Origin of the sequence: Flavobacterium fryxellicola (assembly GCF_900143245.1) — a bacterium.
Taxonomy (GTDB): Bacteria; Bacteroidota; Bacteroidia; order Flavobacteriales; family Flavobacteriaceae; genus Flavobacterium; species Flavobacterium fryxellicola.
In genome coordinates this window covers 18,441-31,375 of the sequence record NZ_FRDK01000007.1, presented here as the reverse complement: position 1 = coordinate 31,375, position 12,935 = coordinate 18,441, and the positions used below count along the sequence as shown (strand labels likewise).

Genomic DNA, 12,935 nt, shown 5'->3' with positions numbered 1-12,935 from the left:
CATGGAAAGATTACTAAAATCAAATAAAAATGACCCCGCTCTCTGGTATACTGCCCTGTTACTGGTTCTTTCTCAAACAGACTGGGATCAAGCTGTAGTTTTTTTGTCAATTCCTTTATTGATTCATCTTGAACTAAATAGGTCTGTAAAAGCGTCGCGTGGGTTAAAAAATATTTTTTTTTTGAAGATGATTGTTTTTATAGGATTCTTTGTGGGGCTAGTCCGTTTGGCAGACTTTAATTTGTATTATTTTACAAGAGATATAATGTACTTTATTCAAGCTCCACTATTTATTATTATCGGGTTTTATATGTCTAAAAAAATAATTGATTTTAGAGAGCTAATAAAAGTTATTGTAATAAGTTCACTTGTAATAACTATTTATAATTTGATAGAGTTGGTTTTAAATCCGGCATTACTTACCCAGCTAGGTCTTGAGACAAGATATGGGTATAGCTTGTCAAATCCAACAGCATTGTTAGCATTTACAATATTGTTTTATGCAAGAATATGTAAATTCAAGTTATTTGAAAATTTTCAGGAATGGTTTATAATGGGGATTTCACTGTTCTCAGTTGCGATATCATTTTCGAGAACAGATTATTTTTTATTATTGGTAATGATTTTAATTCCCTTTATTGACAAATATATTACTATTTTGAAAATCTACTGGGCAACCGTATTTGTGGTACTATTAATTATTTTTGGAGGGTTTTTCATAAAAGTTGAATCCAGCGCAATAGAGGAAGACACATTTCAATCAAAAATAAATCATTCTTTCAATGAAATCCTTGTTCAAGATTACGAAACATCATTTGAAATAAGCCAGAATTGGCGCGGTTATGAAGCTTTTTTAGGACTTACAAAATTCAGTGAAGGGAATTTTATTGAGATGTTAATAGGTCAGGGTTTCGGTACTGTTGTTTATACTCCTAATTGGATTTTTAATGGTGAAATGGATTCCTTAGATGTTTTGCCTATGTTCCATAATGGTTTTATTACGGTACTACTAAAAACCGGATTACTTGGAATAATTTTTTTCTTTCTTTTTTTATTCAAACTTTTACAAGTCGCCTCAAGAGTCACTTTTCAAGAGTGCAGTAAATTAGAAAAATTAGCAGCCATGCTCTTACAGGCAGCTGTGTTTACAGTTATGCTTATAACTTTTGTAGTTCATGGAATTTTTACAACAACAACGCCCGTGCTACTATTGATTTTAATTGGAGCTACACTTAAAATGAAATCAGTGAAAGCAAAAATTATAAAGTTAAATTAATTTTAGCTCAAACATGAAAGAAAAACTTACAGTTGGGTACCTTACCGCAAAAAATCCAAAAGATAAAAGAAGTTGGTCCGGAACTCATTTTAAGATGTATGAATCCTTAATGAAAGAAGTTGATGAAGTTTATTTAATTGCGCCAATAAAGTATAATTTAATGATTAAATCAATGCTTTTAGTAAACACTGTTATAAATCAGCTGTTTTTTTTTAAAAGATATGATAGATCCCATAGTTTGATACTAAGTAAATTTTATGCTTCTCAAATCAAAAAAAAACTTGAAAATAAAAAAATTGATGTAATTTTTGCTCCAGTAGCAGCCACAGAAATAGCTTATTTGGAATCGTCAATACCAATATGTTATTTATCGGATAGTTCTTTTGGTCAACTGAATAATTATTATGACTATTTTTCAAATATTTCCGATTTTTCTTTTAAAGAGGGTGATTTAATTGAAAAATACGCAATAAAAAAGGCCGTCACTCATGTTTATTCTTCCACTTGGGCAGCTGAATATGTAATTAATAATTATAAAGTTGATAAAAGTTCTGTTTTTACAGTGAAATTTGGGGCTAATCTAGATTTTATACCGCAACGAGCAAACTTAAACAAAGAATTCAATAGTACGATAAATTTTCTTTTTTTAGGAGTGGATTGGGAAAGAAAAGGCGGAGCAATTGTAGTAGAAACATTCCGTATTTTAATTAATAAAGGGTATGATATAACCTTAACAATATGCGGCTGTATTCCTAATTTATTGACAAATGACGATAAAATTAAAATAGTGCCATTTCTTGATAAGAATAAAGGGGAAGAATGTGATGTTTTAGTAAATATTTTACTAAATACACATCTTTTGTTTGTTCCTACCCGCGCTGATTGTACTCCTATAGTGTTCTGTGAAGCTAATGCTTTTGGGATACCGGTTATCACTACAGATACGGGCGGTGTAACCTCAATTATTGAAAATGGTATCAACGGTTTTACTTTGCCGTTGACCGCCACGCCAGCTGACTATGTGGCAATTATACAATCTCTTCTGGATGATCGGGGACAGCTAAGTACGCTAGCTTTAAACGCCCGCAAGAAATTTGAAAACGAATTAAATTGGGATATTTGGGGCAGGAAAATGAGAGAAATACTTCGACTGACAAAGTATTCAAGCAAAAAGAGCGAAAACACATAGGGGTTTAGCATCTAAATAATTTACATATTTTTTACTAAATATAACTTCTGTCTATTATAACTTTTTAAGGCTAAAATTTCTGTATAACAGGCGCTTTTTAAATTAATTTAAAGTGATTTTAAAACAGTATTAAATGAAAAATGCAGATCAATTAGACTCTATTTATGTTATAATATTGAATTATCAATCCTATAAGGACACGATTACATACGTCGACTGTTTACAAAAACAGGAAAAAATAGATTTAAATATCCTAATAGTTGATAATTGCTCACCTAATAAATCATATAATATATTAAAAGATACTTTCTTAGAAATAAAAAATATTGAAGTAATTCTTAGCGAAAGAAATGGAGGTTATGCCTACGGTAATAATTTTGGTTTACATTATCTAAAGAAAAAGGAGATAGATTTTATTGTAATCAGTAATAATGATATTTCGATTAACGACACATTATTATTATTTAAAATGACTAAAGAGTATAAAAAGTTAAAAAACCCGGCTTTTGTCGCTCCTGTAATGCGTGATAATGGAAAGATATCAAAAATGTCAGCGTGGAAAACCCCTAGATTTATAGATGATTTAAAAGGCTCACTAATCGCATTAGAATTTATTTTTCGTAATGAATACTTCTACAGAGGGAGGCAAATTTATAATACGGAACATCTTTCAGAAATTAAGCCAGTTGATTGTTTAGCGGGTTCTTTTTTTATGGGTGTCAAAAAAGTGTTTTTTGATATAGGTTTATTAGACGAAAACACCTTTTTATATATGGAAGAATCTATTATAGGTATTAAAGTTAAAAGATTGGGCTTGAATAATTACCTTTTATATAACTTAAATTATGATCATTTAAGCTCGCAAACAATTTCAAGTAATTTGAGTTTTATTAACATGCATAAATATGCTTTTCAAAGTAAAATGTACTATCATAAAGAATATCTTAACTCCAGTAGCTCAAGAATTTTTTTATTAAAATCGTTGTTCGAAGTATGGAAAATTGAAAGTTCTGTTGTCCGTAAGATAAAATTATATTTGAGTGAAAAGAGTTAACTCGATGCATATCGTGATTTTTTTAAATCAATTTAAGTATGAAAAACTATAAAATTTTTGTTGATGCACATATTTTTGACGGTGAATTTCAAGGTACGGTAACGTATGTCAAAGAATTGTATTTAAAGGTTTTATTTCTAGACCCGAACATTACCTTATATTTTGGTGCAAATAAACTTGAAAATATTAAGGAGTATTTTGTAAATCAACCTAATGTGAAATACATTCAGTATTCATCAAGAGGAAGTTTCGAAAGAATTTTTATAGAAATACCTCAAATAATCAATAGATTAGGTTGTACACATGCTCATTTTCAATATGTTATTCCTTTTGTTAAAAATAAAAACTGCAAATATATTGTTACAATACATGATATTCTTTTTAATGATTTTTCTAATGATTTTTCTTTTTTGTATCGATTGCAACGCAATATATTATTTTTTTTAAGTGCTAAAAGGAGTGATTATTTATTGACCGTCTCAGATTATTCCAAACAAAAAATTGCCAAACAATTTAACATTAAAGCAAATGAAATAATAATAACACCCAATGCTGTTTCAGATGATTATTTTCAATTTAAAACAGCCAAAGAGGTGTCAAAAAAATATATTAGTGACCGCTATGCCGTCCAAAAGTTTATACTTTATGTAAGCCGCATAGAACCGAGAAAAAATCAAAATTTATTAGTTAAAGCTTTTGCAAAGGAAAAACTGTATGAAAAAGGATTTTCTCTCGTTTTAATTGGAGACAATACATTGCATAGTGGTCTTTTTGATGACATAAATGATTTAAAAAAAGAAGTTAAAAAATCCATTTATTGGTTTAAAAAAGTTACTGATTTAGATTTAAAGAATTTTTTAAATGCAGCAGAATTTTTTGTATATCCTTCTAAAGCTGAGGGTTTTGGCATCCCTCCACTAGAAGCTGGGGCATTATCTACACCTGTTGCATGCTCTAATACTACGGCTATGGCTGATTTTGATTTTTTTAATCCCTATTTTTTTGATCCGAATAATTACGAGGAGTTTGTTAGAATAATTAATCAGATGGCACAAAATGTAAAAAATATAGATTTAAGTGCAATACAATCAACAATTAAGGGGAAGTACTCGTGGGAAGAAAGCGCAAGAATCATGCTTGAAAAAGTAATTTTAGCATGATACAAAAAAAAATAGCCATTATCGGCACTGTTGGTCTTCCTGCTAAATATGGTGGCTTTGAAACTCTTACTGAATATTTAACGAAACACTTAACTGATTCATTTGATGTGACGGTTTATTGCAGTAGTTTTTTTTATCCTAAAAAGCTTAAAAGTCACAACAATGCTCAGTTAAAATATATCCCATTAAATGCAAATGGTGTGCAAAGCATTTTATACGATATAATTTCCATTTTTAATGCGTTATTTTATGCAGATGTCCTTTTAATACTGGGAGTTTCGGGCTGTGTAGTTTTACCGTTTATTAAATTGATATCTAATAAAGTTATTATTGTTAATATCGATGGGTTAGAGTGGAAACGTGCAAAATGGGGGAAAGCAGCTAAAATATTTTTAAAATTTTCCGAAAGAGTAGCAGTAACTTATGCTGACCGTGTTGTTTCAGACAATAAAGTAATCCAAGATTATGTGAAATATGTTTATAATATCAATAGTGAATTAATTGCTTATGGTGCTGATCACACAAAGAAAGAAGCATTAAGTTCCGGTGTTGTATCTGAATATCCTTTCTTGGCTAAAAAATACGCATTTAAAGTTTGTAGAATTGAACCAGAAAACAACATTTATTTGATACTGCATTCCTTTTCAGAACATCCAAGTTTAGATATTGTTGTTATAGGGAATTGGAATAATAGTAACTATGGTAAAGAAATGAAATTGAAATTCAATAATTTTGAAAACATCCATTTATTAGACCCTATTTATGATCAAAACATATTAAACCAGATTAGAAGTAATTGTTATTTCTATGTTCATGGCCATAGTGCAGGAGGAACTAATCCGTCATTAGTGGAAGCAATGTATCTGGAGTTGCCTATTATAACTTATGGTATAAATTATAACTTGGAAACTACAGCAAACAAAGCTAAGTACTTTAATAATAAAAATGAATTACTAAAGATAGTATCTAATATTAAGCAGGAAGAATTAAATGAGATTGCTAAAGACATGAAAAACGTAGCAAATAATGTATACACTTGGAAAGTAGTTTCAGCCGGTTATGCTAATCTATTCCTCCTAAATTCAAAATAATTTTAGATTAGTAACAAAGAATTAATTTTTTTAACAATTTATTTAAGCTGATCTCTTTTTTCTGCAAAACACCTTAAAAATTTAATTTTGAGGTGTTTTTTTTTGTGAAATAATGACTGTTAATTTATTTATAAATTCCATTTTTTATAATCAAAAATTACTTTTATACCTAGTATTCAAAATTGACCTTATAATATTTAGAACGTTAATGAAAATTTAACGTGCTTTAAATCAAAATTTTAAAGAATTATACCTTTAAACGAATATTTTGGTTAATGGTAGTTAAATTTTTTTAGGACCGGTAATTATATTTAATTTTAATCTGGAAATATAACCTTATTTATAACTGCTAATAAAAAAATAATTACCTACCGTATTTTTTTATTTTATAAAATTAAAAAAAGTCTTTTTCAACTTTAATATTCTTTAATCCCCGAAAAAGAATGGTTGTAAGATTAAAGTTAGACTTGAATTATTTAGCCGTAGCTTACAGTAAGAACAACTGTTTTATTGTAAAAAAATATTTTATAATTTTAAAAAAATGAAGAAATGCTCAAAGAAATCATGTCTAATTTTACAGTATTAAGTTTACTGATAGTGATAATTTCATTTCTGTTAGTATACACTATAATACCAAAAATATATGGGATAATAAAAATTCGGAATTTAAGTGATGAACCTAATAACCGAAGTTCTCATTTTTGTTCAACACCTACTATGGCTGGTGTAGCCTTTTATATAACGATTATAATGACACTTTTTTTTATAAAAAATTTTGATGTAGAAAATATTGGTCTAAATCTAATAGCTGCGATAACAGTTGTATTTATAATAGGTTTAAAAGATGATTTGGTAGTCACCTCTCCAGTAGCCAAATTAACGATGGAAACCATTGCTATCATTTTTTTGCTAGTTTCTAATTCTATGAATTTCACAACGCTGAATGGATTTTTAGGAATATATAAATTACCTGAATTATTAGAGTATTTTGGAATTATTTTTATTTTATTAACCATTATTAATGCATTTAATTTTATTGATGGAATAGATGGTTTAGCTTCCACAATAGCAATTGTAATATTTAGTGTGTTTTCTTTAATTTTTTATGCTTGTGATTTACACTTTTACTTTTTAGTTAGTTTGAGTATCATAGCAATGCTGCTGGCCTATCTCTATTATAATTTTTCAACAAGACAAAAAATATTTATGGGAGATACAGGCTCATTGCTTATAGGATTTTTTATAGGATTTTGTACTTTGAAATTCCTATCTATGGATGCAACATTACTAAGCAATTTCACATTTAAAGCTGAAAATAAATTGATAATTATTTTTGCTATACTGTTCATGCCATTATTTGATATGTGTCGAGTAATTGGGATAAGATTGGTATCAGGTAAAAGTCCGTTTAAAGCAGATAGAAATCACATTCATCATATTTTAATCGATTCAGGACTTTCACACTTTAAAGTTGCAATGACTTTAGGATTTCTAAATTATGTAATTATTATAATTTCTCTCTGGCTTTCATCATTCCTCGATAGTTTTCAAATGTCTTTTTTTCTAATGTTTTTAAATGTTGTAATGTTACTTTTCTTTAGTTTATTAAAAGAACTGACAGTGTTTAATGTAGGTAGAATTTTTACAAGTAAATTCAATTATTTTCTTTTAAAGAAAAATGAAAAAAGTGAATTATGAATGCTAGTATCTCAGTTTAAATTAAATTATAAACAACAACAATTATATGAAAAATAAAAACATTAAATATTTATTAATAGTGTGGTTAACTGTAATTTTAACCAGCTGTGTTTCTTCTGAAAAAATGGTATATTTTCAAGGCAATCAGGATAATCTCTCTCATGAAGATTATGAGATTTATGAACCAAAAATTCAAAAAGGAGATATTTTAAGCATTAATGTTTCAGCAATTGATAAAGGAGCAGCAGTTCCTTTTAATTTATATGAATCGACTAGTACAACGGAACCCATACCCATAACTTATATTGTGGATAATGATGGTGAAATTACTTTTCCGGTTGTTGGGATTCTTAAAGTGGAAGGAATTACCACCAAAATATTAAAACAGCAATTAACTAAGACTTTGGCAGAATATCTTGCAAAACCTATTGTAAATATTCGATTAGTAAATTTTAAAGTAGCTGTTTTAGGTGAAGTAAAAACTCCCGGCACTTATCTTATACCAAACGAGCGAATTAGTGTAATAGAAGCCATTAGTTTAGCAGGGGATCTAACTATACACGGCAAGCGAAAAACCGTAATGTTAATACGAGAACAGGGAGGAAAAAGAGCTTTTATTACACTCGATCTAACTGATAAAAAAATCTTTAATTCTCCTTATTTTTATATGGCACAAAATGATGTAATCTATGTAGAACCTAATAAAACAAAACTCAATTCATCAGCTGTTGGCGCTAATGCAGGTATTATACTTTCATCAATTTCATCATTAATTTCAATAATATTAATTCTTAATCGCTAAAACTTTAAAATCAAGATTATGCAAAATGAGAACCCATACAATTATATGTTTGAAGACGATGAAGCCGTTAATTATCGTGAAAAATTTGAAAAATATGCCTATAATTGGAAATGGTTTTTTATTGGTATAATTATTTCTGCTATAGGCGCATCTGCATATTTAAAATTTATACCTAAACAATATACTGTTACAACTACCATTTTAGTTAACGATGAAAACAGTAAAGGGTTGCCTTCAGTGCTTTCAGCTTCTGAAGATTTAGGATTGACCACTTTTGGCATAACAACTGTCGATAATGAAATTGGTATGCTAAAATCGTTTAGTTTGATGGAAAGTGTGGTGAAAAAATTAGGAACAAACATTACTTTTTATGAAAAGGGAATATTTGTAAATAGAGAACTGTACAAGAATGATGTTCCATTTAAAATCAATTTTTCATTAAAGGATTCCTTAGTGTACAGTAAAGACACTATTTTTTCAATTCAGGCTTTATCTCCCACACAATTTGTTTTAAAAAATGGTAGGGGTACTGCCAGCAAAGTATATTTGTTTGGTGAAAATGTGCAAACAGATTTTGGGAATATTACTGTAACGCCCACTGTATTAAAAAACGTAAGAAAAGATGAAGAAATAGTAGTTAAGGTGGTTCCATTAGAAAATATTGTTGAAGATTTAAGAAAAGATATTGAAGTTAAGGTACTGTATAAAAAGTCTAGCTTAATTCAATTAACTTTAAAAGCACCCATTAAGGTAAAGTCACAAGATATTTTAAATAATCTAGTGCAGCAATATAATAAGGATGTCGTTGCGGATAAAGAATTTATCGGTAAAAGAAATAATATATTTATCAATGAACGTTTGGAACTTATTAAAAATGAATTATCAAATGTAGATCAGGGAGTCGAAAATTTCAAAAAGAACAATCAATTGACCGACATTGATTCTGAATCTTCATTAATATTAGCGAGCAATGCAGAATTAGAAAAGAAAATTGTTGATTTAAATACTCAGGTAAGAGTTGCTGAATATGTTACGGATTATGTAAACAAAAACAATGAGCAAATCATACCTTCAAATTTAGGCTTATCAGATGATGCAGTTAGTACAAATAGTGCCAGATATAATGAATTATTAATGGAACGTAACCGGATTTTAAAAAGTTCAAGCAAAAAAAATCCAGTTATTATTAATTTAGATGAGCAACTGCAGCAACTGAGAACAAGTATATCACATGGTTTACAAAATTTAAAAGCATCTCTAAATATCGCTTTAAATAATACTAAAAGGGAGGAAGACAAAGTGTTTTCAAGAATTTACTCAGCGCCAAAACAAGAACGTCAATTTAAAGAATTTCAACGTCAACAACAAATCATTGAAACATTATATTTGTTTCTATTACAAAAACGGGAAGAAAATGCTATCTCCTTGGCAGTTACTACACCTAATGCAAAGATAATTGATTTTGCTGATGGAAGCAGTAGACCTGCAAGTCCAAAATTAATTCTTGTAATTATTACAGCGCTATCTTTAGGTTTACTATTACCATTCATAGCCTTGTATATTAAATTTTTTTTCGATAATAAAGTCCAATCTATTAAAGATATTGAAAGCGTTATAAAAGCACCTATTATTGGAGAAATTCCAAAAATGGTCACAGGTAATAAAATTGGAATTCATGACAATAATAATGAGGGAATCTCTGAATCTTTCAGGATGTTGCGAACAAATATTAATTTTATGCTTTCTAAAATAAAAGGTCGGGCAAAAATAATATTTATTATGTCTACAACAGTTGGAGAAGGTAAAACCTTTACCACATTAAATCTCGCATCGGTAATTGCCCTATCTAATAAAAAAGTATTATTAATAGGTGGAGATATTAGAAAATCAAATAGGAATGAATATATTAATCAAAATATAGGAAATGGATTGTCCGATTTTTTAATGGATAATTCTTTAAAAGTTTCGGATGTAATTGAACCATCTGTAGAAGGAAACTATGATATCTTAAATTCAGGGACAGTACCACCCAATCCATCTGAGTTACTAATGAATGGTCGTTTTGATGAAATTTTCGATTACGCTAAAGATAACTATGATTATGTTGTTGTAGATACAGCTCCTGTAAAGATGGTTACAGACGCGTTGTTGTTAAGTCACCATGCTGATTTATGCTTGTATATAATTAGATTTAATAATTTAGACAAAAGGCTTTTAGAAATTCCAAAAAAGATGTTCAATGAAAAGCGATTGCCTAATATGGCGATTCTAATTAACGGGGTTGATTTAAAACGAGGCTACGGTTATGGACAAAGTTATGGGTATGGGAAATCTATTTCAAAAACAAACTGGTGGAAAAAAATTATAGCAGGATAATATTTTTTTCCATTACCATCAAGGATTATAAATAGCCTTATATAGTTATTGATGATTCTATTGCAATGTTTTAGAAAATGAAATGATATATTTGTAAGTAAATTATTATATTTTATTGGTTAAATTTAGTTTTTTATTATTTTAAGGTTTTACTGGTGTAAAATAATAGCTTGAATTATACCTTTTATACTTTAAGAATAAAGTGTTTTTCTTTTTCTAAAGAGGAGCCAAATTAAAAATTACATGTCCGTCATAGCAATAAAAAGAGGAATTATAAGTAAATAATCTTATTTATTTCAGATTCAGTCTCTAACGAATTTTATTAGTCTATCTTGGCCCGTTGGCGGTATATTCAGTCAATATAAAAGACATGGAAAATAGCTTTGAGGATTTAATTGCCTCCTATATTGAAAATAAAGTAGGGATATCGGAACATTTTTTGAGTACTACTTTAGCCAATAATTTAAAGCAGAACTTAATTGCTTTAAATAAGCAAAGTTTATTGTTGGAAGCAGGAGTTGGGAACTCAGAGAAGGTTTCTTATGACGGAGCGATTCGAAGCGATTCTATTTATTGGCTTGATAAAAAACACAATAATGCATTCGAAAATGAATTCTTTGCCCAAATAGAAGCCTTTATTGTTTATTTGAACCAAAGTTGTTATGCCGGAATAACAGGTTATGAATTCCACTATTCACTTTATGAATCGGGTGATTTTTATCTCAAGCATTTAGACCAATTCAAAAACAATCCTAGCCGAAAATACTCCATGATCACTTACCTCAATAGTAATTGGCAAGAAAGTGACGGTGGCGAACTGCTGATTCATCAAGCAAATAACAATCAGAAAATTTCACCTACACAAGGTAAAACTGTTTTCTTCAAAAGCGACGAATTGGTTCATGAAGTTTTGGTGACTCAAAATACCAGAATGAGTATTACGGGCTGGTTGAAGAGCGATTGATGTTAAAATTTAAGAGTAGGATTTACTTCCGTATATAATTAAATTATTACATTAAGTGATTTGCTTTATTAAACTACTGATGAATAGTTTAATTTTATTTTTATCGCCATTAATCGAAAGGGTTTTATCAATTAAAAAATAATAATCGACACACGTCTTTTCTACTCTGTTTCTTTGTTGGGTATCAATGTGGGAAATAAGGGGAGTGTTAATTTCCTTTTAGGCGATTAAATATTTTCTGTAGTAGTCTTTTTCCATCCCTTTTGCTTTTAGGGACTTCTATGGCATTTAATTTCGAATTATTGACAATAAATTGATAACTGAAAGCAAATTGCGGATGAGCAGGGTTATCATTCAATAATCCAAAGCGTAAATCATTAAAGTATAAAGTTTCTTTTTTTTGAGAAACAATGTACCAACCTTCGCTGGCCTTTTTTAGTTTTTTAAAATCTGTATTTCCTGTAAGCTTTGATTCTAAAACGTTATTTTTGCTGTAAGCCACAAATGAAATCGGTTGGGTGTCGAATAAAGAATAGTCGGACAATAAATAAGAATCGGTCGTCGCTACATTGGCATTCCATAAAATCAGATTGAAAGGCGTAGGCTTTACGATAATTTCAGAATAATGAATTCCTTGGTTTATTAATGCTTTTTCAAATTGGTGTAAGGTATACAATTTTAAAAAGCAGGACAAAATCAGATAGGCAGTACTAAAAAACAATCCTTTAAAATTGTACTTTTTACGAAGCAAGGGATCTTTGGTTCTCCATACCCATAGCAATGCAATCAGCAGCGGAATGGTGTACAACGGATCAACTACAAAAATAGTTTTGAATGCAAAGCGATGATCCAGCGGCCACAAAATTTGTGTGCCCCATGAAGTAAACATGTCTAACACTACATGAGTTAAAAGGCACCAAAAAACCATATTGGTGGCCAGTATAAAGTTAATTTTCGCTCTTTCAATTTTTGAAATAAACCAGCCTAAAATAGGGGATAAAATCAAAAAAAGAAAAATTGAATGGCTGATACCGCGGTGCATAAGAATGGCATCTACAGGATTTAAAAACAGTCCAACTACAACATCTAAATCGGGAATGCTGCCAAGAATAGCGCCATACAAAAAAGTCTTGTTTTTTAATTTTTTGCCAGCGCATACTTCAGCTATTGCAATTCCTAAAGCGATTTGAGTAAAAGAATCCATGACACAAAAGTAGCTGAAATCAAATAATATCTGGATAGTACTAGTGTAAATGTTTGTTCTTTAATTACAGATTCTTAATAGTGATGGATAGTAAAAATTAGTGTTGCAACAAGTCTTTTAA

Annotated in this window: 10 protein-coding genes; 9 read left to right on the top strand and 1 reads right to left on the bottom strand. The window is 29.3% G+C overall.

Annotation, left to right across the window (positions count from 1 at the left end):
• Position 1: 1 nt before the first annotated feature.
• The 9 genes from BUA03_RS11005 (at position 2) to BUA03_RS10965 (ending at position 11,610) form a co-directional block, all read left to right on the top strand.
• Positions 2-1,276 (top strand): O-antigen ligase family protein, encoded by a 1,275-nt coding sequence (locus BUA03_RS11005; RefSeq protein WP_066076785.1) that lies wholly within the window; start codon positions 2-4, stop codon positions 1,274-1,276.
• Between the two features lie 13 nt (positions 1,277-1,289).
• The gene (locus BUA03_RS11000) at positions 1,290-2,465 is read left to right on the top strand and encodes a glycosyltransferase family 4 protein (protein WP_066076782.1); all 1,176 of its coding nucleotides are present in this window, start codon (positions 1,290-1,292) and stop codon (positions 2,463-2,465) included.
• A 133-nt stretch (positions 2,466-2,598) separates the two neighbouring features.
• Positions 2,599-3,519, top strand: coding sequence for a glycosyltransferase (locus BUA03_RS10995; RefSeq protein WP_066076779.1), 921 nt, complete (start codon positions 2,599-2,601; stop codon positions 3,517-3,519).
• 38 nt (positions 3,520-3,557) lie between these two features.
• On the top strand, positions 3,558-4,679 hold the full coding sequence (locus BUA03_RS10990) for a glycosyltransferase family 4 protein (RefSeq protein ID WP_082854274.1): 1,122 nt from the start codon (positions 3,558-3,560) through the stop codon (positions 4,677-4,679).
• Positions 4,676-5,770 (top strand): DUF1972 domain-containing protein, encoded by a 1,095-nt coding sequence (locus tag BUA03_RS10985; RefSeq protein ID WP_066076773.1) that lies wholly within the window; start codon positions 4,676-4,678, stop codon positions 5,768-5,770. The genes BUA03_RS10990 and BUA03_RS10985 overlap by 4 nt, the downstream gene beginning before the upstream one ends.
• 549 nt (positions 5,771-6,319) lie before the next feature.
• Positions 6,320-7,468: a glycosyltransferase family 4 protein gene (locus tag BUA03_RS10980; protein ID WP_066076771.1), complete on the top strand. Its 1,149-nt coding sequence runs from the start codon at positions 6,320-6,322 to the stop codon at positions 7,466-7,468.
• A gap of 46 nt (positions 7,469-7,514) precedes the next feature.
• The gene (locus BUA03_RS10975) at positions 7,515-8,270 is read left to right on the top strand and encodes a polysaccharide biosynthesis/export family protein (protein ID WP_066076768.1); all 756 of its coding nucleotides are present in this window, start codon (positions 7,515-7,517) and stop codon (positions 8,268-8,270) included.
• A gap of 18 nt (positions 8,271-8,288) precedes the next feature.
• Complete coding sequence (locus BUA03_RS10970) at positions 8,289-10,646, top strand: GumC family protein (protein ID WP_066076766.1); 2,358 nt, start codon at positions 8,289-8,291, stop codon at positions 10,644-10,646.
• A 370-nt stretch (positions 10,647-11,016) separates the two neighbouring features.
• Complete coding sequence (locus BUA03_RS10965) at positions 11,017-11,610, top strand: 2OG-Fe(II) oxygenase (protein WP_066076762.1); 594 nt, start codon at positions 11,017-11,019, stop codon at positions 11,608-11,610.
• Positions 11,611-11,818: 208 nt separating this feature from the next.
• On the opposite strand, the gene BUA03_RS10960 is transcribed toward BUA03_RS10965, so the two are convergent.
• A complete protein-coding gene (locus BUA03_RS10960; protein WP_066076759.1) occupies positions 11,819-12,814 on the bottom strand; it encodes a metal-dependent hydrolase in 996 nt (331 codons plus the stop codon).
• Positions 12,815-12,935: the final 121 nt, after the last annotated feature.

Excerpts from the sequence above, each read along its gene's own strand:
- BUA03_RS11005 (WP_066076785.1), top strand. The coding sequence starts at position 2 with ATGGAAAGATTACTAAAATCAAATAAAAATGACCCCGCTCTCTGGTAT.
- BUA03_RS11000 (WP_066076782.1), top strand. The coding sequence starts at position 1,290 with ATGAAAGAAAAACTTACAGTTGGGTACCTTACCGCAAAAAATCCAAAA.
- BUA03_RS10995 (WP_066076779.1), top strand. The coding sequence starts at position 2,599 with ATGAAAAATGCAGATCAATTAGACTCTATTTATGTTATAATATTGAAT.
- BUA03_RS10990 (WP_082854274.1), top strand. The coding sequence starts at position 3,558 with ATGAAAAACTATAAAATTTTTGTTGATGCACATATTTTTGACGGTGAA.
- BUA03_RS10985 (WP_066076773.1), top strand. The coding sequence starts at position 4,676 with ATGATACAAAAAAAAATAGCCATTATCGGCACTGTTGGTCTTCCTGCT.
- BUA03_RS10980 (WP_066076771.1), top strand. The coding sequence starts at position 6,320 with ATGCTCAAAGAAATCATGTCTAATTTTACAGTATTAAGTTTACTGATA.
- BUA03_RS10975 (WP_066076768.1), top strand. The coding sequence starts at position 7,515 with ATGAAAAATAAAAACATTAAATATTTATTAATAGTGTGGTTAACTGTA.
- BUA03_RS10970 (WP_066076766.1), top strand. The coding sequence starts at position 8,289 with ATGCAAAATGAGAACCCATACAATTATATGTTTGAAGACGATGAAGCC.
- BUA03_RS10965 (WP_066076762.1), top strand. The coding sequence starts at position 11,017 with ATGGAAAATAGCTTTGAGGATTTAATTGCCTCCTATATTGAAAATAAA.
- BUA03_RS10960 (WP_066076759.1), bottom strand. The coding sequence starts at position 12,814 with ATGGATTCTTTTACTCAAATCGCTTTAGGAATTGCAATAGCTGAAGTA.